This window comes from Streptomyces sp. NPDC001410, assembly GCF_042895235.1.
Lineage (GTDB): Bacteria > Actinomycetota > Actinomycetes > Streptomycetales > Streptomycetaceae > Streptomyces.
The window spans coordinates 79248-98660 of sequence record NZ_JBIAWE010000026.1 but is presented as its reverse complement, the minus strand read 5'-3'; the positions used below and the strand labels follow the sequence as shown (position 1 = coordinate 98660).

The following is a 19413-nucleotide window of genomic DNA, read 5'->3' as shown; positions in this document are numbered from 1 at the left end:
AGTGCCCCGAAATTCCGGATAAACCCATGTGTGGCCCAGGAATCTTCGAGCTGCTGAATTGCTGAATTGGCGCCGTAACCGAACGCGCTGACCCGGCACTTTCAGTGGCGGCTGCTGTCCGACCGCGGAACGAGTCGCAGCGCGTGCAGGGCGGTGCCGAGGTCGACGAGGGCGGCGGGGTCGGAGAGCGAACGGCCCGTCAGTTTCTCTATCCGCCGGAGTCGATAGCGCACCGTGTTCGGGTGGATGAAGAGCCGGTTCGCCGTCTCTGCGGCGACGCCTCCCGCCGTGAACCAGTGCCCGAGCGTCTCCAGGAGCCGTGTCCGCTCGGGCGCGGGCAGTTCCAGGACCGGACCCAGGACGACCTCGACCAGGCGCGCCGCCTCGGCAGGCGCGGCGGCGACCAGCATGGCGAGCGGACTGTCGTCGAAGCGGGCCACGCCCGGCCCGTCGCCCGGCAGCCCGGCCAGCGCCAGCCGGGCGAAGCGCAGCGCCTGCGGTGTGTCGCGCAGCGAGTCGAACCGGGGGCTGACCCCCACCCGTGCCGGACGGTGCCGCAGCGCCCTACGGCTCACCGTCTCGGCGTCGGGATGAGCCAACGAGAGCAGCCCGATCTGCTCGCCCGGCAGCAGCCGCCACGCCGACTGCACACCGGTCTGGCGCAGGGCCGCCTCGATACCGGGCAGGGGCTCCCCGCCCGGATCCGGCACGGAGGCGGCCACGACCGCGTAGGGCCCCCGCTCGGGCAGACCGAGTTGCCGTGCCGTCTCCCACAGGGTCGTCCGGTCCGCGAGCGCGCCCGTGAACAGCGCCTCGACCAGCGCCGATCGGCGCGCCTCGCGCTGGAGCGCCAACTCGGCACTGGCCTCCCGGTAGGCCGCCGCGACAGCCTCCGCATAACGGCCGAACTGCGCCCAGATCTCCGACGAACCCGCCACCAGCTGGGCGTCCGTGACATCCGGATGCCGCTGCGCCTCGTCGACCATCTGCGACCAGAGAAACTCGAACCCGATCCGATAGGCGTGCAGCGTGTCCGCGAGCGGCACTCCCTGCTCGGCGCGGAGCCGACCGGTCTGCTCCGCGGGCCGCGCATCGGGTTCCGCTGCGAGCGCGAAACGCCCCAGCAACTGGTCGGCGTTGGCCGTGCAGGACTCCCGCAGCGACGCGAAGGGGATCAGCGACTCGTCGGCGTAGGACTCCACCTCGGCGCAGATGCGCCGCGCCATCCGCTCACCCAGTTCCGGCAGCCGTCCCAGTAGGGCGGCACTCACGTCCGAGAGACTCATTCCTGCAGCGTACGGCCTGGTCTTTGTTCCCCGGAACAATCCCAGGCCGCGTGAGCTGTCCGTCTGGCCATGGACGCTTCCGGACACGGACGCCACGATGCCGTGAGCGCCGGCGGGGACCCGGCGAGCATGCGTGCGAGGAGGCATCATGGCCAATCTGGCGGAATTCCTGGCGGAGACGGCGGGCCGGCATCCCGAGAGCGCCGCCCTGCGGCTGGGGACGGCGACCACCACCTACGCCGAGCTGGACAGGCTGAGCGCCCAGGCCGCCGCCCTGCTGCGCACCGAGGGACTGCGCCCCGGCGACCGGGTCGCGCTGATGCTGCCGAACGTGCCCGAGTTCGTCGCCCTGTACTACGGCATCCTGCGCGCCGGCGGCATCGTCGTACCGATGAACCCGCTGCTCAAGGCCCGGGAGACCGAGTACCACCTGCGCGACTCCGGCGCCGTGCTGCTCTTCGAGTGGCACCGGGCACCCGGTGAGGGCGCCCAGGGCGCGGCCGCGGCCTCCGTGCGCCACATGTCGGTCGAACCCGCCGCCTTCGCCGCCGAGCTGGCACGGCTGGAGCCGCAGTACGAGATCGCCACCGTCGCCGGCGACGACATCGCCGTGCTGCTCTACACCTCCGGCACCACGGGGCGTCCCAAGGGCGCGGCACTCACCCATGCGGGTCTTCGCCACAACACCGAGGTCAACGTCGTCAACGTGCAGCAGATGACCCCCGACGACGTCATCGTGGGCTGTCTGCCGCTGTTCCACATCTTCGGGCAGACCTGCACGATGAACGTCGCCGTGCACAGTGGCGCCGCGCTCATCCTCGTTCCCCGGTTCGATCCGCAGACCGTGCTCGACGCCGTCGCCCGTCACCGCGCGACCGTCTTCGAGGGTGTGCCCACCATGTACGCGGCGCTGCTCCAGCACCCGGGCGCCGACGAGGCCGACGTGTCCACCCTGCGCCTGTGCATCTCGGGCGGCGCATCCCTGCCGGTGGAGATCCTGCACGGCTTCGAGCGGCGCTTCGGCTGCATGGTGCTGGAAGGCTTCGGCATGTCCGAGACCAGCCCCGTCGTCTCCTTCAACCACCCCGACCGCCCGCGCAAGGCCGGATCCATCGGGACCCCCATCCAGGACGTCGAGGTGCGGCTGGTGGACGACGACGGCCGGGACGTGAACCCGGGCGAGGTCGGCGAACTCGCGGTGCGCGGACCGAACCTGATGAAGGGCTACTGGAACCGCCCCGAGGAGACCGCCGCCGCCATCCCCGACGGCTGGCTGCGCACCGGCGACCTGGCCCGACAGGACGAGGACGGCTACCTGTACATCGTCGACCGCAAGAAGGACCTCATCATCCGCGGCGGCTACAACGTCTACCCGCGCGAGATCGAGGAGGTCCTGCACGAGCACCCCGCCGTCGCCCTCGCCGCCGTCCTCGGCGTGCCCGACGAACGGCTCGGCGAGGAGATAGCGGCAGCGGTCGTCCTGCGCCCGGGAGCCGAGGCGAGCCCCGGGGAACTCCAGGAGTACGTGCGGGATCGGGTGGCGGCCTACAAGTATCCCCGCCAGGTGTGGCTGGTGGACGCACTGCCCATGGGCCCGAGCGGCAAGATCCTGAAGCGGGAGATCTCGGCTCCGGTGCACTGAGCGCGCCGTGTGAGCCGACCGGTTCAGGGGCTGATTCCCAAGCTGGGCACCCAGCTTGGGAATCAGCCTGCGCAGCCGCGCGTGGACAGGCGATCGGCGATGCAGGCCGCGATGGCGGGGGTGATCGCGGTCATCTCCGGGCGCCAGCCCGGTACGGCGTTCACCTCGCAGATGGTGTAGGCGTCCTCGGTGGTGAACAGCAGATCCACCCCGGCGATGTCCAGGCCCAGGGCGCGGACCGCGCGCACCGCCAGCTTTTCCGCCTGCGGATAGCGGCCGGCGCACAGCGTGGCGGAGCCGCCCTTGGCCATGTTGGAGGCGAGGGTGCCGTTGCGGGAGGTGTGCAGGACGGCGCCCACCGGTTCGCCGTCGACCACGACCACGCGCAGGGAACGGCCGTGCGAGTGGGCCACATGCTCCTGGAAGAGAAACGGCGCCTCCTGGGTGAGACTGCCGGCCACCTCGCGAAGCAGGTGCGGGTCGGGGGCGAGGAAGACCTGCCCGCCCTTGGCGCCGTTGACGGACTTCACCACGCACGGCGTCCTCAGCCGGGGACTGCGCACGACGCCTTCGAGCGGAGCGGTGGCGTAGGAGACGGTGTCGGGCACCGGCAGCCCGGCCAGGGCCAGCTCCTGCAACTGCCACACTTTGTTACGGCACTTGAGCTGGGCGGCGACCGTGTTGACGAGGGTGCTGCCCATGCGCTCCAGGTGCCGTAGCAAGGTCACCTCGCGGTCGCTGTGCATGGGGCCGGCGACCTGGCGTACGCACACCACCTCAGGAGCGGGCAGGTCCGCGCCGCCCAGGGTACGCAGCACCAACCGCCCGCCCTGGACGCCGAAGAGCAGCTCGTCGGTGTGCCAGACCGCGAAGCGAGGGCCGTGGGCATCGGCCAGCGCTGCCGCCAGTTCGCGAGTGGACCGGCGCAGCACAGCCGGTCGCTGCCGCACCAGCAACCACACATCGGCGGGTGCCGGAACCGCCGGCAGAGCACGGTGCTGTACGACCACTCCGACTCCTCACCTTCGCCACCCGCGCCCGCGGGCCGTCGACGTGGCCAGTCTCGCAGTTGCGTGATCGTGGTGTCACGGACCGTGGAACGCGGCAGGCGGAGCGCATCTCTGACGCCATGTCAGGCGCCCTGCTCCTCGTCGGCCGAGCAGGCGCATCACAGCGAGGCGGGCTCTGTCCGTCCGGCCGGGGCGACGGCGCCGTCTCCCGCGCCCCTGGACTGGCCGAACAGCGCCGTCGCGGTGCCCATACCGAGCCGGCCCCGAGCAGTTGGGCCGCGACGACCGGGACCACGGAGGCGAGGGCGATCCCGGCGGCCGTGTCGGTGACGACACGGCCGAGATGGTCAGTGCCGGGTTGGCAAAGGCGGTCGAGGAGGTGAACCAGTACGCGGACCCGATGTAGGCGGCCACCGCGGCCGGTACCAGCCGGGCACGGCCGCTGCGTTGCAGGCCGAGGACGAGCAGGATCAGCCCGGCGGTGGCGACGACTTCGCCCAACCACAGGTGTCCGGCGGACCGCTCGTGGGTCGAGAGCCTCACCAGTGGCTTCGCGAACAGGCGTCGGCCAGGATCGCGCCGCCGATCGCCCCGGCCACCTGTGCCGGTATGTACGCGGCGACCTCCCGCAGGGTCGGTCCGGTGCTACGGCGGCGGCCGGCGTATCAGGCGGACAGCGTGACAGCGGGGTTGAGATGCCCGCCGGACACCGGCCCCAGCAGCGTGATGAGCACGCCCAGCCCGAAGACGGCGGCCAGCGAACAGGCCGGCAACCGCACACCGGCGTCCTGCGACAGCCGGGTGGCCTGGATCCCGGAACCGACGGCCACGACCACGAGCAGCCCGGTCCCGACGGCCTCGGCGGCGACGCGGCGGACGAGGGAACGGGTCATGCGGTGCACGGCGCTTGATGGGTCATGGGAGGCAGTCTGAGCGTGCACCCGAGCCCGCGGACAGTGGAGGAAAATCCCATCTTGCCCGGCATTTCTCGTCGGTTGCACGGTGCTCGACGACACGGCCGGCGCAGCGCCCTGGCGGTGGTGGCGCAGCCGGTCGAGCAGAACGTAGGCGCGCTTCTCCGTGGCCGCGAGTTCGGCGGCGCCGGTCGGTGAGGAGGGTGGCCTGCCGGCGCAGGTGCGCGGCCGTCGTGGCGCGGGGGCGCCGGGCGCACACCGGGCGGAGCCGATCAGCGGGGTCCAGGACAGGTCGGTCAGGCGCAGGGACACCTCGTCGGGGTCGGACCCGGCGCTCCGAGTTCGGGCCGGCGGCGGAGGGTCGAGGGACTGGTACGCGTGCAGGACGGCAACGGTGGCTCCGTGCCGGGTCTGCCGCTGAACGTCCCCCGACGCGAACGCCTCCAGCGCCTCGGCGAGTCGGCGCAGGGCCATGGCCACGGCCAGGCGCTGCGGTCGCTCGGGATGGACGAAACGGCTGGCGACCGCCAACAGCCACGCGAGCGCGGCTCCGGCCGTCATCGCGAACGAGAACAGGAGCAGCACCGTGCCGAGCACGCCGAGCCGGGTGGCTTCGCAGACGTAAGGGCCGTCGCGACCGCCACCGCCACCACGGCGGCACCGGTCGCCGACGCCCCGGGGTGGGCCCACACCGCGAGCGCCGACCCACAGCCCACGCACGCCGTCACGGCCACGGCCACCACCGCGAGGACCCGGGCGCGCCGGGCGTAGGGCAGATTGCGGCCGAACGTGGTGGTGCAGGACCCCCGCATGGCGTAGACCGCGAGATCGGGCCGACCCGCCGCCACGATCGGCACTGCGACCAGGCCCATGGCCAGGGCGGCTCGCCCGGCGAACGGGAGCGCTCCGTCTACCTCGTGCAGGGTCTGCGCGCCGCGTGGGGGGCGCACGCCCCGCGTCGGCGACCGAGCTCCGCCGGCCGTGCCCGCGCACGGGAAGGGAGAGTCGGCGCAAACCATGCGGCCCGGACCGCTCGCGCCTGCTCGAGGCGGCGCGCTCCGGCGGGCCGGCCGACGGGGACGGAACTACCCTGGTGGCGCATGAGCAGCTGGTTGCCGCTGGACGCCGTGCCCCGGCTGGCCGGTTCGGTGGCGCTCGGAGCCGTGGCCGGCGCGGTCGTCGGGCTGTCGGCCAGGGCGCTGCTGGGTGCGCTGGCCGCGATCGCCGCGACGGAGCTGGCCTTCGTGGTGGCGGGCTGGGCGGTGCTGTGGCCCATGGATGCCGCCGCCACCCACCGCAACGCCCGACGTGAGGACATCCGGCCCCTCGGCGAGGAACTCGCGGTCGTGGCGGTCGCTTCGTGCGGACTGGTCGCGATCCTGCTGCTGCTCCTGCTCGGCTCCTCCGACACCGGCCATGTCGGCGCCGCGCTCGCGCTGTTCGGGGTGTTCATGGCCTGGGCCGCACTGCACCTGATGTACGCCACCCGCTACGCCTACGTCTACTACACCGCCGAGGGCGGGATCGACTTCAACTCCGACCAGCGGCCCGCGTACCGCGACTTCTTCTACTTCAGCTACAACCTCGGCATGACCTACCAGGTGTCCGACACCTCCGTCTCGAGTGCGGCCATCCGTGTGATCGTGCTGCGGCACACGCTCCTGTCGTACGTCTTCGGCACCAGCATTCTCGCCACCGCCATCAACCTCGTCGCGGGACTCGTCACCGGCTGACGTCCTCGCGCGGTTTCGCGCCGAACGCAGCAGGATGGGACGAGGGACCATCTCAGGAGGAGGCCGGTTCGTGCCCGAGTCGCAGGCAGTGATCGTCGAACCGGCCAGAGCCACCGTCTTCCTCGTGGTAACGATCGTGCCGGGCCGCGAGGAGGCGGTCCGCGACCTGCTGCAGGACGTCTCGGGCCTGCGCCGCTCGGTCGCCTTCCGCGCACCCGACGACCGGCTCACCTGTGTCGTCGGCATCGGATCGGAGGCCTGGGACCGGCTCTTCACCGGACCGCGCCCACGGGAACTGCACCCGTTCGTGGAACTGCGCGGCGTCCGCCACCGCGCCCCGGCCACCCCGGGGGACCTCCTCTTCCATGTGCGAGCTCGCCGCATGGACCTGTGTTTCGAACTGGGCCGGCTGATCCTGGAGCGGCTGAGCGGCGCGGTCACGGTGGTGGACGAGGTCCAGGCCTTCAAGTACTTCGACGAGCGCGACCTGCTCGGGTTCGTTGACGGAAGCGAGAACGCCGAAGGGCACGTCGCGGCCGACGAGGTGTTCGTCGGCGACGAGGACCCCGACTTCACCGGGGGCAGCTATGTGATCGTGCAGAAGTACCTGCACGACATGACGGCGTGGAACGCCCTGTCCTCGGACGATCAGGAGAAGGCCATCGGGCGGACGAAGCTCGCCAACGTCGAACTTCCCGACGACATCAAGCCCGCCGACTCCCACGTGGCGCTCAACACCATCACCGACGAGCACGGCGACGAGCGCAAGATCGTGCGCGAGAACATGCCGTTCGGCAACCTCGCCGAGGGCGAGTTCGGCACGTACTTCATCGGGTACGCCCGTACGCCGGACGTCACCGAACAGATGCTGAGGCACATGTTCCTCGGCGACGGCCGAGCCGCGCACGACCGCATCCTCGACTACTCGACCGCGATGACCGGGTGCCTGTTCCACGTACCGACCGTCACGTTCCTCGACGACCCGCCCGCCGCACCCGGCTGAGCCCGAATCCGACTCCGGATCAGCCCTGTCCGTCGGGTGCCCCGCCGAGGGACACCACCACCGCGGTCAGCTGGCCCTCCGGCGCGCGGTAGCTCACCGAGTCTCCGGCCCGGCGGCCGAGGAGCGCCTGCCCCAGGGGACTGTCGGCCGTGATCAGCGTGGGGTCCACCACGTCCGCCAGCGCGCCGATCTGGAACGTGTCCTCGGTGCCGTCCTCGAATCGCACGGTGACCGTGCTGCCGACCCCGACCACATCGGTGGAGGGCCGGCCCGCGTCGGCTGCCTGCCGCAGCCGCGTGGTGATCTCGGAGATGCGGGCGTCCAGGCGATCCAGTTCATCGGCGCGCCGCAACTGGTCGGCCTCGTCGGCGCGGTCGCCGGTCGTGTCACCGTCGCGCAGAGTCGCCGCGACCGATGAGCGTTCCGCGCGGACTTCGGCGAGTTCCTTTTCGAGCGCCTGACGGGCGGCCTCACTGATCGGCTCGGGTTCGCTGGTCATGCGTGCTCCTGGGGCGTGGGGGAGAGGGATAAAGTGGCCTCAAATGTGATGTTTCGGTCATGCTAGTCGAGGTGCTGCGGATGATCCCCCGGCATGGCCCGAGGAGAGCGATGACCGTCGGCCTCCTGTGCGGATGAACCACGAGGGAGACGGGTTCGACTGCCCGGGGTGCGCGTGGCCCGACGACACGAAAGGGCTCCACCCGGACATCTGCGAGAACGGCATCAAACACGCCACCCGGTAGATGACCGGCAAGCGGGTCGACCGCGACTTCTTCGCCGCGCACTCGGTCACGGAGCTGTCCGGCTGGAGCGACTTCGACCTGGAGGACCAGGGACGGCTGACCGAGCGGATGGTCTACGACCCCGAGTCGGACCACTACGTCCCGATCCGCCGGCCCGACGCCTTCGATCGGCCACGCGTCGAGCCACCCGCCCATCGCAGCCTGCACATTCGGGTTGGGGCCGCCGGGGCCGGCTTCGATCAGGACGAGTGCGCGTACGAGGTGGGGGTGTGCTGCGGCGGTGAGCATGGCGGTGTGACCACCCAGGGACTGCCCCGCCAGGACGGGCCGGTGCAGGTCGAGCTGTTCGAGGACGGCGACGACGTCGGCGGCGTACGCGGCACGGCTCACCTCGTGCGGACGGCGCTCGCCGGCGCCGTGACCGCGCTGGTGGACGGTGACAAGCCGGTAGCCCGGGCTCAGGGCCCGAGCGAGGGTGTCCCATTCGCCGGCGTGTCCGGCGACCTTTCTCCTCACCGGCCTGCTGGTCATCGGCGGCGCGATCGCGATACGCCAAGCGCTGCGCGATGTACCCGGCGGCACCTGGGCACCCCGGCTGCTCGGCACGTTCGGTGCCTCGTTCCTGCTCGCCGGGGTCTTCCCCGCGGACCCGGGGGCCGGGTTCCCCGCCGGCGCCCCCGAGGACCGGGTCACCTCACTGAGCGCACACGGTACCGTCCGCATGCTCAGCGGCACGGTCGACTACCTCGCGCTGTGCGCCGCGTTCTTCGTACTCGCCCGGCACTTCGCCACCCGCCGGCAGCGCGGATGGGCACCCTTCGCCCGCCTCATTCCGGTGGGAGTCCTCGCCGGATCCACCGCCTCCGCCACCACAGTGGCAGCCTTCACCACCGGGGCAGGACTCGGCCTGCTCGGGCTCAGCGCCGTCACCGCCCGCCTGACCTCCCCCGCGCGGCAGTAGCAGCCCTGCTCCGCCGCTCGCAGAAGCTCACCAGCACCCATCACCGACCGACAGGAGACTGCGGCATGACCGCACCGGTAAAGGGCCCCGCCAGTTACTTCCCCGCGATCGAGAAGAAGTATGGCCGCCCCGTAGAGGAGTGGCGGAACCTCATCCGCACCGCACCGCTGACCAAGCACATGGAACTCGTCGCCTGGCTCAAGGCCGAGCACGGCCTGGGCCACGGTCACGCCAACGCACTGGTCGCGCACGCGCTGGCCGACAACGGCAGGTGAGCCGCGACCCGACGCACGCCGTCAACGCCCAAGACGGCGACCACCCAGCTCCCGGCCCTCAATCCAGAGGGCCGGATGCCGAGTTCGTGGGTGGAGTACTCGCCGAAGTGGCGGATGTGCTCGACTTGAGCGGGCGGCACCCTCAAAGGCTCAGCGGCTCGACTTCTGGGACGCCACGATCGTGTCGACGGTCTGCTCGGCCCCGGCCAGCCGCTGCACGCGCTCCGCGAAGCCCGGGAACTGCGAGGCGATCTTGGTGAGGAACTTCAACTCGAGCGGCGCCACGTTGACTTCGGCGACATCGCGCTCGATCGCCCGCGTCACGCCCTTGACGACCTGCTCCGGCGCGACGGTCCGCACCCCGCCGGGCGTCGGCGAGCCCGTGTTCGCGAACATCCCCAGCTCGCGTACGAAGCCCGGCTGGACGATCGAGACACCGACGCCCGTGCCGTGCAGATCCTGGCGGAAGGCCAGCGAGAAGCCGCGGAGCCCGAACTTCGTCGCGGTGTACATGGACGACGACTTGGTGGCAGCCATCCCCGACAGCGACCCGACGAAGCAGATGTGCCCGCGTCCGGCGGTCGCCATGGCGGGAGCCAGCAACCGCGCGAGCATCGCGGGCGCGCGCAGGTTCACCGCGAGCGCCCGGTCGATCTGCTCCGGCGTGTAGTCGAGCACGTCACCGCTGGAGGGCAGGGCGGCGTTGGCGATGAGGATGTCGGTCCCGGCGGCTTCCTCGGCGAGGCGCACCACATCGTCGGCGTCACCGAGATCGGCCAGGATCGTGCGCGCGCCGTAGCGTTCGGCGAGGGGCTCAAGCGCCTCGCGCCGTCGGCCGGTGAGTATGAGGTCCGCGCCACGAGCGGCCATCTCGGCGGCGATCGCGCCGCCGATGCCGCCCGTGACCCCGGTCAGCAGAACAGTTGTCCCAGCAATGTGCACGACTACCCTCCCGTACTGTTCGTTCGAACGAACAATAGAGAGGGCGTGAGGGACTGTCCACCCGAACGCGGATGGAAGAATGCAGGGCATGCCGAACGACGCTCCCGCCGCCACGACGCGCCAGCGCATCATCACAGCCGTCCTGCAGATCATCGGCGAGGGCGGGGTCGCGGCGGTCACCAACCGGCGGATCGCCAAGGAAGCCGGAGTGTCACTCGGCTCGGTCACCTACCACTTCGAAACCCAGCACGATCTGCTGCGGGAGAGCCTGCTGCACTTCGTACGCGAGGAGGCCCGGTACTTCACCGAGCTGGCCGACCAGTGCCAGACCGAGGGCATCGACATCGAGGATGCGGCATCCCTGGCCGGGCAGGTCGCGTGCGGCACGGCACTGGACAGCGCCCATCTCGCGCCGTTCGAGCTGTACATCCAGGCCGGGCGCGACGAGCGGCTGCGTGAGGCGGCGGCTGAGGCGTTCCGCGCGTACGACCGGCTCGCCACCCAGATCCTCACCGCTCTGGGTGTGCCGGACGCGGAACGCCTGGCGGCCACCACGGTCGCGGTGGTGATGGGGCTGCAACTGCGGCGTCTGGCCACCGGCAGCCCCGCCGAGGACCTGGTCGACGCCCTCCTGCTGCTCGCCCGAGGCTGTCCGCCCGCTCAGTGACCGGCGGCAGGCCGCAGCAGTTGCGTGGCCTGCTCGCCGATGATGTCCCATGCGGCGGACGGGAGATCACCCAGCGCTGTCCGGCGCAGCGCGCCTATCGCGTCCTCGCTGCCGGTGTCGCCCGTGGCGCTGCCGCTGACCACGTCGTAGCCGTCGCGCACGGCGACACGGAGGAGCTTTCGCCCGCCGGCGTCGGCGTGCAGTGCCGTGGCGACGACGAGCGGCGGCGCTCCGCCCGCTTCGGCCGGCAGTTTGCGGTAGGCGGTGGCGACGGGCTCACGCCAGTGGATGCTCAGCAGCAGCGGACGCTTGGCCGTCGCCTCGGCCAGGTCGATCTCCTGCACACCCTCGGGTCCCAGCACCGAGGCCCGTGCGTCCAGGACGAGGGCCGCCGGCAGCAGGCAACGCAGCGTGCTGCCCACGAGGTTGCCGCCGACCGTCGCCGTCCGGCGTACGGCGCCGGTCCCCACCGAGGCGGCGGCCAGGCGTATGACGTCCGGGACCCGGTCGTCGATCCGGTTCAGCACCACGGCGGCGCCCAGCGCCTCGCGCCCGATGACGTTGGCCTCCGGGAGGCTGCGCAGCGACATGGCCAGTTCGGGGAACCCGTCCCGCTGCCAGTCGGCCCACAGCAGCGTCGCCCCGCCGATCGGCACGGCCCCCTCGGCCAGACACTCCCGCGCCTCGGAGACGGAGCTGGGCAGTCGCAACAGCATCGCAGCCGACCTGCCTTTCTGGGTAGTTGAGCAGCGGGGCCGTGAACCGGTCACCCGCCCACAGGCATGGCGCATTCTCGTCGCACGAAGTGGGGCGCACACAGGGCTCACACGAGCATGCCGGGCGTCGTCGAATCCCCCACTGCACGGGCATCGGGGACCGGAGCCCTGCGGCGCAGACGGCATCCAAGCTCCCGCTAAGCTCGCGCGCATGAACGGTGAGGGCAGCGACAACAGCGGTAGACGGGTTGTCGACGGGCGGTTCGAGCTGGAAGCACGGCTCGGCGGTGGCGGTATGGGCATGGTCTGGCGCGCGACGGACCTGGTGCTGCATCGGAGCGTGGCCGTCAAGGAGGTCCGGCCGCCCGATCCCGACCTCGCCGAGTACGACCCGGAAGCCGCCGGGATGCTGCGCGAGCGGGTCCTGCGGGAAGCACGCGCGCTGGCGCGTATCGATCACCCCAATGTGGTGACCATCCATCATGTGGTCGACGGAGGTCCGGGTACCTACCCCTGGATCGTCATGGAACTCGTCACCGGCGGCTCCCTGGCCGACCGCCTGGCCCGCGGACCGATGTCCCCCCAGGAAGCGGCACGGATCGGACGTGAGGTGCTGGCCGCGCTGCGCGCCGCACACCAGGCGGGCATCCAGCACCGCGACGTGAAACCGGCCAACGTCCTGCTGCGTCCCGACGGGCGTCCGGTGCTGACGGACTTCGGCATCGCGGCGATCCGCGAGGCGACCTCCCTCACGGCCACCGGGTCGGTCATCGGCACCCCCGACTACATGGCGCCCGAACGCGTCTCCGGCAAGGACGGCGGTCCCGCCTCGGACCTGTGGTCGCTGGCGATGATGCTCTACACGGCCGTGGAGGGCCACCACCCGCTGCGCCGCGGCACGACACTCGCCACCCTGGCAGCCGTCCTCAGCGAGGAGATCCCGCCGCCGGTCAACGCCGGTCCGCTGCAGGACGCCCTGACGCGGGTCCTCGTGCGGGACCCCGCGGCGAGGCCCGATGCCGAGCAACTCGACCGGATGCTGGCCGACGTCGCCCGCGAGCCCGAGTCGCCCACCTCCTACCAACTGCATCCCCCGTCGGCACCGTACGTTCCCGGACCGGCCACGGCACCCACGGGCTTCGGCCCCGCGCCCGCGACGTCCGGGGGGCCGTACGCCGCTCCTGCGGCCCCGACGACGTTCCAGGGCCCGCAGGACGCGCGTCCGGCGTCTCCCACCGTCCCGGTACGGCCGAACCGTGGCAGGCGCTGGAAGGTAGTGGGCCTGCCGGTCGCCGGGGTGGCGCTCGCAGGGGTTCTCGTCTGGGCGGGGCTTCCCGACGGAGACTCGAAGGCATCCGGTTCCTCCGCGTCCGGCAACTCCACCAGCAAGTCGCCGTCGGGCGGCGGCTCGACCGCCACGGACGTCACGCCGTCGGCGAAGGAGTCGACCGGCGCGACGGCGAGCGCGAAGGAGAACATGCTGACTCCGGCCGGCATCCGCACCGCCATCAGCGCGTTCAAGCAGCAGACCGGACGGACCCGGTTCGGGTCCTTCGTCGTGTATCCGGAATACGTCTCCGCCGACCTGATGGTGAAGGGCAGCGACACCAAGAAGGACTCTTACACCTATCGCCCCGGCCAGGGCGTCCAGAAGGGCATCATCAGCGACACGCTCAGCGGCGAGGAGAAGCCCGTCAGCCTGGACGACTTCGACTGGGACAAGGTCCCTGCCCTGCTGGCCGAAGCCGAGCGGAAACTGAAGGTCGATCACGTCACGACCCGCTACCTGACGGTGATTCTTCCGGGCAACGCCTTCGGCGACCCTGCCGGAATGTCCGTCTACCTCACCAACGCCTATGGCCAGACCGGTTACCTCCAGGCGAACACCCAGGGCAAGGTCACCAGCGTCATGCCCAACCAGGACTGACGCGGTATGTGAGGCAGGTCACTTGGCAGGGTGGAACTCGAGAGACGGCATCGGCGAACAGGAGGTGACGACGACACGGCTTTCGAGGGATACGACATGAACCACAGAGGTGAGGCGTGACGCTCCTGCCGGGCACCGCTGCCGCACTCGCCACGGCAACGGACGGGGTCGGTGACTCCGACGGCTCGGTGATCGAACGGTCCTGGCGGACGCCCGACGCGTTCGCCCTGATCTTCGACCGCTACGCCGACGACATCCACCGCTACATCGCACGACGTCTGGGCTCCGACACCGCCGACGACCTGATGGCGGAGACGTTCGTGATCGCGTTCCAGCGTCGTCGGCGCTACGACCTGTCGCAGGCGCACGCTCGGCCCTGGTTGTACGGGATAGCGACCAACCTGATCGGGCGTCACCGCAGGGACGAGGCACGCCGACTGCGGGCACTGTCGCGCATGGCGTCACTGTCCGCGGACCGGGAGCACGAAGGCCCCGAGGACGGGATCACCGAGAAGCTCAGCACCGGCGGGACGCACGGCACCCTGGCCGGCGCTCTCGCCGCACTGCCCGCCCGGTACCGGGACGTGCTGCTGGTGATCGCCTGGGGAGAACTCGACTACACGGAGGCCGCGCAGGCCCTGGGCGTGCCCGTCGGCACCGTGCGCTCCCGCCTGCACAGGGCCCGCACCAAGCTGCGTCGGGCACTGGGCGCACCGGATCTCACCACCTCGACCGCGCCTCAGAAGGAGACGGATCATGGATGAACTGACGATGGTGCGCGGATGGGAAGCCGACCGGCACGCCCTGTCCGACGACGCCCGCGTCGCCGCCCGGGCCCGCCTCGGAGCCGCGATGGTCGAGGAGTCCCGCAGCGGCGCATCCCGTGGACATGCACTGAGCCGACGACTCGTCTTCCGTACCGCGCTCGTCGGCGTGACCGCGGCGGCGGTGGGCGTCACGGTCGTGGTGGCCGACGACGCCAAGGACGACGACAAGCCCCGTCTGGGTGCGATCAGCGCAACCGAGGTGCTGCAGAAGGCCGCTGACAGGTCACGTGCCGCGGGCAACGACCTGCCGGTGCCGCGCAACGACCAGTACTTCTACACCAGGACCTACATCACGCGGACGCCGGTCAAGGGCGGCAGGACCAGGACGTGGACCGACGAGAGCTGGATGTCGGTGGACGGTTCCAAGCCGTCCCTGCGCCAGGAGCACGGGAAGATCCACCACGATCCGCCGCTCGGCAAGCACGAGGTGCGCTGGCCTCCCACCGTCTACTCCAAGCTGGAGACCATGCCGACGGACCCCGACAAACTCCTCGCCCAGTTCAGGGGGAGCCAACCGAGCACACCCCACAACGACATGTACGCGTTCTTCAACGGATGCATGCTGCTCATGGGACCGCGTGTGATGCCCCCGGGCTTGCAGGCCGCCGCCTTCGAAGCGCTGGCGAAGCTTCCCCGGATCCGCCTGGACTACGACGAGGTGGACGTGGCGGGCCGGACCGCCGTCGGAGTCTCGTACCCCAAGACGGCGTGGACCTTCCTCTTCGATCGTAAAACCTACGACTATTTGGGCCTGCGGACCAAGGGGAGCAGCCCGAAGAAGGTGCACGGCGAGTGGAAGCAGGCCAACTGGTACTACGAGACCAGGATTCTGCAGGACATTCAGGTGGTCGACCGCATCGGACAGCACGGCTGAGCATCCGTAGGAGCAGTCCGGCAGAGTGACGGCCATGAACGAGAAGACCAGTGCGACAGCCGCCGAGCCCAGGCCGCCGCTGACGGCCGACCTCACCGGTGCGGAGCTGCTGCGCTGGTACGGCCTCGGGGAACAGCGGAACAGCCATCAGCGCTAAGCAGTTGATCTTGAACGGCCCCGGGGATCAATGGACCCGTGGTTGGTGCTGAGATTGATCAAGACCGTCGCCGGGCCTTGACGCACCTAGGATTGCGAGGGTGACGGCAAGAACGAGTGACATCGAGAAGGCGGCCGGAGTGCTGCGCGCCGGGGGCCTGGTGGCTCTCCCGACCGAGACCGTCTACGGTCTGGGCGCCAACGCGGAGGACCCCGCCGCCGTCTCGCGCATCTTCCAGGTCAAGGGACGCCCGTCCTCGCACCCGCTGATCGTCCACATCGGCGGCGCGGAGCAGCTGGACGACTGGGTTCAGGAGGTACCCGCGACGGCCCGCCTGCTGGCCGAACGCTTCTGGCCGGGGCCACTCACGCTGGTCCTGCGGCGTGGTCGCCGGGTGCCCCTGGAAGCGACCGGTGGCTTGGAGACGGTGGCCGTGCGCGTGCCCGACCACCCCGTGGCACTCGCGCTGCTGTCGGCCTTCGGTGGTGGTGTCACGGCCCCGTCCGCCAACCGCTTCGGCTCGGTGAGCCCCACGACCGCGGACGACGTCCGTGCCGAGCTCGGCGACGCCGTCGACTTCGTGCTGGACGGTGGCCCCTGCGAGGTCGGTGTCGAGTCGACCATCGTCGACGCCACCGGCGAGATCCCGACCATCCTGCGGCCCGGCGGGGTGACGCGCGAGGACCTCGAAGCGGTGCTGGGGTGCCTGCTCGCGGTCCCTGCGACCAGCCGGGTCCGGGTGCCGGGCCAGCATCCGTCGCACTACGCGCCGCGGGCGCGGGTCGTCCTGGTCGAGCCGGAGAAGGTCGTCGCCGAGGCGGAGCTGGCGCAGGAGCTGGGGCACCGGGTGGGCGTCTTTCTTCCTGCGTCCTTCGCCGACGCTGAGGTGAAGGCGCACGCGGTGGTGCAGGTCCCCGGTTCGATGGCCGCCTACGCGCGCGGGCTGTACGGGTTCCTGCGCGAGCTCGACCAGCAAGGGTGCGACCTCATCGTCGCGTCACTACCGGCGGAGGAGGGGCTGGGACTGGCGATCGCCAACCGGCTCCGCCGCGCCGCGGGGCCCCGGACCACCGTGTGACCAGCGCCGACGCCCTGCCCTTACTGCTCCCGGGTGCGGGGACCTGGCGGATTCGTGGCGGATTCGGCTGAGCTTCCGCCGGTCTGGCAGGCCGGGCACAGCTCGTGCCGCCCGTCGTCGGTGACGACCGTTCCCCATCCCCGGCACACCTCGCAGTCCGCGGCCCGCGCCAGGTCGGCGCGGGGGGCGGTGCTGGGCGCGTGGTCGGCTCCGTGAGCCATCGGGTGGTGCCCTTCGGGGGTGATCGAGCGGTGAACCCGGTGGGTTCCGCATCCACGTATACGGGTCTCCTCCGACCGGGGCAAATCACGTAGGGGCAGCCACGGCCGGGATGGTCAGGACGCGGCAGGGACCGCCGCATCAAGGCCGCGAGAGGCGACGAGCCGTGCACTGCCGTCGGCCAGCCGGTAGGACAGCCCCACCACACCGAGGCGGCCGGCGGCCACCCGCTCGGCCAGGGCGCGGGAGCGTTCGAGCAGCAGGTCCACGGTGTGCTCGATGTGCTCGGCCAGGATCTCTTCGGCCTGGTCGCGTCCGGCGGCGCGGGCTGCCAGCACGCTCGGGGTCACCCGTTCGACAACGTCACGGACGAAGCCGCCGGGCACCCTGCCACCGTCGGCTGCGGCCCGGGCGGCTGCGATGGCCCCGCACGAGTCGTGGCCGAGTACGACGACGAGCGGGGCGTCGAGCACGCTCACGCCGTACTCGATGGAACCGAGGACTTCTGCACCGGCGACATGCCCCGCGGTGCGCACCACGAACAGGTCGCCCAGGCCGCGGTCGAAGATGATCTCGGCGGCCAGCCGGGAGTCGGAGCACCCGAACAGCACGGCGAAGGGTTGCTGGGACGGTGCGATCTCGGTGCGGCGTATGGCGTCCTGGTTTGGGTGCTCGGGGGTGCCTGAGACGAAGCGCTGGTTACCGGCCATGAGCAGCTCGAAGGCGTCGCGGGGCGTCGGGTTCTGGATCTCGGTCATGGCGGCAGCCTACGAGCGGGCACGAGCCTTCGCACCGCCTGGTCCCGCCGGAACTCGCAGGATCGGGGCACGCTGACGGCCTTGTCGTCACCCCCAGGCGCCGGGCGAGGGCGGTCTCGGTGCGGGACCTCAGCGTGCGACGGTGCTGCCCCGCCCCGTACGGCGACCGGTCCAGGCCCCCCGTTCGTCGTCCACATCCGCACAGCCAACCAGGCGTTGCCCGCGGTGTCGGCCGAACGAGGGCGGACCGCCCGGGATCACTCGCCGTTCCCTCCGTTGCGGGCCTGCGCCAGCAGCTGGGCCACGACGTCCTTCGCTCCGTCCTCGGTCTGCTCAGCGAGCGCGTCGGTCACCTCGTCGCTCGTGCCGTCGAGAACCTGCTGGGTGAGGCGTTCCACCAGCTCGGGGTCGGTGCCGCTGCCGGGCCCGGTGAGGTCCACCCGGGTCGGCCGGCGCGAGGCGACGATCTCTGGCCTGCCGGTGCCTCGGTCGCCTCCGCTTCGGCGAGCGCGCGGTAGACGGAGGCGACCGAGGGGTGCTGTCCGGCGTTCTTGCCAGTCTTGATGGTCAGCTTCTTCGCGATCTCCGGGACAGGGACGCCCTTGTCCTTCAGCGCGCGGGCGAAGGTGAGCATGTCGTCGTCGATGACCTTCGGCCGTCCGCCGTGGTTGCCCTTGGCCGCGGCGGTCACCTGCCCCTCCAGGGTCTTCTCCCGGATGCAGTTCCGTTCGAGCTGGACGCCGGCGGCCTGGAGCTGCCCGGATAGCGTCATCAGCTCGGCGGCGTTGCGGCGAGGCGCTTGAGTTCGTGGACGGTGAGGATGACCTCCTGGTCGGGGGCGGCCTCCTTGCTGTCGTACGCCAGCTTCAGCGACTCTTCCAACTTCGGCCGGGTCTTGACGCGCGTACTGGTCTTTTCGGAGAAGATCCGCTTGCAGACTGGCCGGAGCGCGTCGAGCTGGCTCTGCAACTCCGGGTGTGAGTAGTTGAGGTACAGGAAATCCCGGTGAGATTGATCTTGCTGGGGTTCTCCTACCGCGGACAAGGTGAGCCCAAAAGCCGCCACGAGATGATCTTGGAGTCCTGAAGGCGGCTGGTCAGGATGCGGTAGGCATCGCGAGGGCGAGCGACGCCAGGTTTCCGTACAGGGCGGCGTGCAGGGCGGCTGCGAGTTCGCGGGCCCGGCCCTCCTCTGCCACGTCGTGCAGTACGAAGTAGACCGGCCCCGCGGAGGAGTTCGAGCGGATCTCGCCGGCGCGGATCAGCTGGATGACCGCGGCCCGGACGGCGTCGTACACCGAGTCGGCGACGGCGTGCTGCGGGGCGGTGATCATGTCGGCCTTCACCGTCCAGTGCTCGCCCAGAGACTCGATGGCGACGAAGACGGCGTCCTGCTCCTTGGCCTGCCGGTACGCCGCTTTGAAGGCCGCCATGCCCATCGCGTCGGGAATGAGGTCGGGCGGGGCAGGGAGCCGGCAGCGGCTGCATGAGAACCATCGTTCCAGGCGCGTGGGACGGCGCGGACGTCGACACGGCAGGCGTGTGCCTCACTGGGCCTGGTCATGCCGCCGATGGGCAACCGGCGCGCCGGCAGGGCTCCGGCCCGAGACTGGTGGAACCGTCTTGGACAGAGAAGGACCCCAGCGTGGTGATCGCCGGGGTCCTTGCCCTGTGGGAGTCAG

At 70.9% G+C, this 19413-nt stretch carries 21 protein-coding genes and 3 pseudogenes; 12 read left to right on the top strand and 12 right to left on the bottom strand.

Annotation, left to right across the window (positions count from 1 at the left end; all coding sequences use genetic code 11):
- Positions 1–101 precede the first annotated feature (101 nt).
- Positions 102–1286: a PucR family transcriptional regulator gene (locus tag ACFY3C_RS41250; protein ID WP_386579904.1), complete on the bottom strand. Its 1185-nt coding sequence runs from the start codon at positions 1284–1286 to the stop codon at positions 102–104.
- A gap of 148 nt (positions 1287–1434) precedes the next feature.
- Between ACFY3C_RS41250 and ACFY3C_RS41245 the strand changes: the two genes are divergently transcribed.
- Complete coding sequence (locus tag ACFY3C_RS41245) at positions 1435–2928, top strand: long-chain fatty acid--CoA ligase (protein ID WP_390774509.1); 1494 nt, start codon at positions 1435–1437, stop codon at positions 2926–2928.
- 62 nt (positions 2929–2990) lie between these two features.
- On the opposite strand, the gene ACFY3C_RS41240 is transcribed toward ACFY3C_RS41245, so the two are convergent.
- The 3 genes and pseudogenes from ACFY3C_RS41240 to ACFY3C_RS41230 all read right to left on the bottom strand — a co-directional run bounded on the left by ACFY3C_RS41240 (position 2991) and on the right by ACFY3C_RS41230 (position 5802).
- On the bottom strand, positions 2991–3938 hold the full coding sequence (locus ACFY3C_RS41240; RefSeq protein WP_390774508.1) for a RimK family alpha-L-glutamate ligase: 948 nt from the start codon (positions 3936–3938) through the stop codon (positions 2991–2993).
- A 158-nt stretch (positions 3939–4096) separates the two neighbouring features.
- Positions 4097–4831: pseudogene (locus ACFY3C_RS41235) on the bottom strand (aquaporin).
- A gap of 578 nt (positions 4832–5409) precedes the next feature.
- Positions 5410–5802, bottom strand: a complete 393-nt coding sequence (locus tag ACFY3C_RS41230) for a hypothetical protein (protein WP_390774507.1) — start codon at positions 5800–5802, stop codon at positions 5410–5412.
- 150 nt (positions 5803–5952) lie between these two features.
- Between ACFY3C_RS41230 and ACFY3C_RS41225 the strand changes: the two genes are divergently transcribed.
- Positions 5953–6585 (top strand): DUF1345 domain-containing protein, encoded by a 633-nt coding sequence (locus tag ACFY3C_RS41225; RefSeq protein ID WP_390774506.1) that lies wholly within the window; start codon positions 5953–5955, stop codon positions 6583–6585.
- Positions 6586–6619: 34 nt separating this feature from the next.
- Complete coding sequence (locus tag ACFY3C_RS41220; RefSeq protein ID WP_386579914.1) at positions 6620–7588, top strand: Dyp-type peroxidase; 969 nt, start codon at positions 6620–6622, stop codon at positions 7586–7588.
- 19 nt (positions 7589–7607) lie between these two features.
- Here the strand turns inward: ACFY3C_RS41220 and ACFY3C_RS41215 are convergent, their stop codons facing one another.
- Positions 7608–8087 (bottom strand): GreA/GreB family elongation factor, encoded by a 480-nt coding sequence (locus ACFY3C_RS41215; RefSeq protein WP_390774505.1) that lies wholly within the window; start codon positions 8085–8087, stop codon positions 7608–7610.
- Between the two features lie 133 nt (positions 8088–8220).
- Between ACFY3C_RS41215 and ACFY3C_RS41210 the strand changes: the two are divergent.
- Positions 8221–8499 (top strand): annotated as a pseudogene (locus tag ACFY3C_RS41210) (formate dehydrogenase); the annotation flags it as partial.
- On the opposite strand, the pseudogene ACFY3C_RS41205 reads toward ACFY3C_RS41210, so the two are convergent.
- Positions 8428–8862: pseudogene (locus tag ACFY3C_RS41205) on the bottom strand (alpha/beta fold hydrolase); the annotation flags it as partial. The pseudogenes ACFY3C_RS41210 and ACFY3C_RS41205 overlap by 72 nt on opposite strands.
- Here ACFY3C_RS41205 and ACFY3C_RS41200 point away from each other — a divergent pair.
- Together ACFY3C_RS41200 and ACFY3C_RS41195 are read left to right on the top strand one after the other, a co-directional pair.
- On the top strand, positions 8807–9292 hold the full coding sequence (locus ACFY3C_RS41200) for a DUF998 domain-containing protein (protein ID WP_390774504.1): 486 nt from the start codon (positions 8807–8809) through the stop codon (positions 9290–9292). The pseudogene ACFY3C_RS41205 and the gene ACFY3C_RS41200 overlap by 56 nt on opposite strands.
- 65 nt (positions 9293–9357) lie before the next feature.
- Positions 9358–9567, top strand: coding sequence for a DUF4287 domain-containing protein (locus tag ACFY3C_RS41195; protein WP_390774531.1), 210 nt, complete (start codon positions 9358–9360; stop codon positions 9565–9567).
- A 150-nt stretch (positions 9568–9717) separates the two neighbouring features.
- Here the strand turns inward: ACFY3C_RS41195 and ACFY3C_RS41190 are convergent, their stop codons facing one another.
- Positions 9718–10509 carry an SDR family NAD(P)-dependent oxidoreductase gene (locus ACFY3C_RS41190; RefSeq protein ID WP_390774503.1) on the bottom strand — a complete coding sequence of 264 codons (792 nt, stop codon included), beginning with the start codon at positions 10507–10509 and terminating at the stop codon, positions 9718–9720.
- Positions 10510–10597: 88 nt separating this feature from the next.
- On the opposite strand from ACFY3C_RS41190, the gene ACFY3C_RS41185 reads away from it, so the two are divergent.
- The gene (locus ACFY3C_RS41185) at positions 10598–11176 is read left to right on the top strand and encodes a TetR/AcrR family transcriptional regulator (protein ID WP_386579920.1); all 579 of its coding nucleotides are present in this window, start codon (positions 10598–10600) and stop codon (positions 11174–11176) included.
- Here ACFY3C_RS41185 and ACFY3C_RS41180 read toward each other — a convergent pair.
- Positions 11170–11892, bottom strand: coding sequence for an FAD binding domain-containing protein (locus ACFY3C_RS41180; RefSeq protein ID WP_390774502.1), 723 nt, complete (start codon positions 11890–11892; stop codon positions 11170–11172). The two genes, ACFY3C_RS41185 and ACFY3C_RS41180, sit on opposite strands and share 7 nt — an antisense overlap.
- Before the next feature lie 211 nt (positions 11893–12103).
- Here ACFY3C_RS41180 and ACFY3C_RS41175 point away from each other — a divergent pair, with 211 nt between their 5' ends.
- The 5 genes from ACFY3C_RS41175 (at position 12104) to ACFY3C_RS41155 (ending at position 16755) form a co-directional block, all read left to right on the top strand.
- Positions 12104–13819 carry a protein kinase gene (locus tag ACFY3C_RS41175; RefSeq protein ID WP_390774501.1) on the top strand — a complete coding sequence of 572 codons (1716 nt, stop codon included), beginning with the start codon at positions 12104–12106 and terminating at the stop codon, positions 13817–13819.
- 116 nt (positions 13820–13935) lie between these two features.
- Positions 13936–14583: an RNA polymerase sigma factor gene (locus ACFY3C_RS41170; RefSeq protein ID WP_390774500.1), complete on the top strand. Its 648-nt coding sequence runs from the start codon at positions 13936–13938 to the stop codon at positions 14581–14583.
- The gene (locus ACFY3C_RS41165) at positions 14576–15520 is read left to right on the top strand and encodes a CU044_5270 family protein (protein WP_390774499.1); all 945 of its coding nucleotides are present in this window, start codon (positions 14576–14578) and stop codon (positions 15518–15520) included. Before ACFY3C_RS41170 ends, ACFY3C_RS41165 begins: the two co-directional genes overlap by 8 nt.
- 34 nt (positions 15521–15554) lie before the next feature.
- Positions 15555–15677 carry a hypothetical protein gene (locus ACFY3C_RS41160; protein WP_390774498.1) on the top strand — a complete coding sequence of 41 codons (123 nt, stop codon included), beginning with the start codon at positions 15555–15557 and terminating at the stop codon, positions 15675–15677.
- A gap of 100 nt (positions 15678–15777) precedes the next feature.
- Entirely contained in the window at positions 15778–16755 is a 978-nt protein-coding gene (locus tag ACFY3C_RS41155) for an L-threonylcarbamoyladenylate synthase (RefSeq protein WP_390774497.1), read from the top strand.
- A gap of 335 nt (positions 16756–17090) precedes the next feature.
- Here the strand turns inward: ACFY3C_RS41155 and ACFY3C_RS41150 are convergent, their stop codons facing one another.
- From ACFY3C_RS41150 to ACFY3C_RS41135, 4 genes are all read right to left on the bottom strand, one after another.
- The gene (locus tag ACFY3C_RS41150) at positions 17091–17732 is read right to left on the bottom strand and encodes a carbonic anhydrase (protein ID WP_390774496.1); all 642 of its coding nucleotides are present in this window, start codon (positions 17730–17732) and stop codon (positions 17091–17093) included.
- A 349-nt stretch (positions 17733–18081) separates the two neighbouring features.
- On the bottom strand, positions 18082–18504 hold the full coding sequence (locus tag ACFY3C_RS41145) for a hypothetical protein (RefSeq protein ID WP_390774495.1): 423 nt from the start codon (positions 18502–18504) through the stop codon (positions 18082–18084).
- Complete coding sequence (locus ACFY3C_RS41140) at positions 18504–18797, bottom strand: hypothetical protein (protein WP_390774494.1); 294 nt, start codon at positions 18795–18797, stop codon at positions 18504–18506. Before ACFY3C_RS41140 ends, ACFY3C_RS41145 begins: the two co-directional genes overlap by 1 nt.
- 31 nt (positions 18798–18828) lie before the next feature.
- Entirely contained in the window at positions 18829–19164 is a 336-nt protein-coding gene (locus tag ACFY3C_RS41135; RefSeq protein ID WP_390774493.1) for a hypothetical protein, read from the bottom strand.
- Positions 19165–19413: the final 249 nt, after the last annotated feature.

Coding starts and splice junctions, on each gene's coding strand:
- ACFY3C_RS41215 (WP_390774505.1), bottom strand. CDS start 8,087: ATGACCAGCGAACCCGAGCCGATCAGTGAGGCCGCCCGTCAGGCGCTC.
- ACFY3C_RS41220 (WP_386579914.1), top strand. CDS start 6,620: ATGGGACGAGGGACCATCTCAGGAGGAGGCCGGTTCGTGCCCGAGTCG.
- ACFY3C_RS41180 (WP_390774502.1), bottom strand. CDS start 11,892: ATGCTGTTGCGACTGCCCAGCTCCGTCTCCGAGGCGCGGGAGTGTCTG.
- ACFY3C_RS41195 (WP_390774531.1), top strand. CDS start 9,358: ATGACCGCACCGGTAAAGGGCCCCGCCAGTTACTTCCCCGCGATCGAG.
- ACFY3C_RS41160 (WP_390774498.1), top strand. CDS start 15,555: ATGAACGAGAAGACCAGTGCGACAGCCGCCGAGCCCAGGCCGCCGCTG.
- ACFY3C_RS41145 (WP_390774495.1), bottom strand. CDS start 18,504: ATGACGCTATCCGGGCAGCTCCAGGCCGCCGGCGTCCAGCTCGAACGG.
- ACFY3C_RS41135 (WP_390774493.1), bottom strand. CDS start 19,164: ATGGCGGCCTTCAAAGCGGCGTACCGGCAGGCCAAGGAGCAGGACGCC.
- ACFY3C_RS41185 (WP_386579920.1), top strand. CDS start 10,598: ATGCCGAACGACGCTCCCGCCGCCACGACGCGCCAGCGCATCATCACA.
- ACFY3C_RS41150 (WP_390774496.1), bottom strand. CDS start 17,732: ATGACCGAGATCCAGAACCCGACGCCCCGCGACGCCTTCGAGCTGCTC.
- ACFY3C_RS41225 (WP_390774506.1), top strand. CDS start 5,953: ATGAGCAGCTGGTTGCCGCTGGACGCCGTGCCCCGGCTGGCCGGTTCG.
- ACFY3C_RS41165 (WP_390774499.1), top strand. CDS start 14,576: ATGGATGAACTGACGATGGTGCGCGGATGGGAAGCCGACCGGCACGCC.
- ACFY3C_RS41175 (WP_390774501.1), top strand. CDS start 12,104: ATGAACGGTGAGGGCAGCGACAACAGCGGTAGACGGGTTGTCGACGGG.
- ACFY3C_RS41250 (WP_386579904.1), bottom strand. CDS start 1,286: ATGAGTCTCTCGGACGTGAGTGCCGCCCTACTGGGACGGCTGCCGGAA.
- ACFY3C_RS41245 (WP_390774509.1), top strand. CDS start 1,435: ATGGCCAATCTGGCGGAATTCCTGGCGGAGACGGCGGGCCGGCATCCC.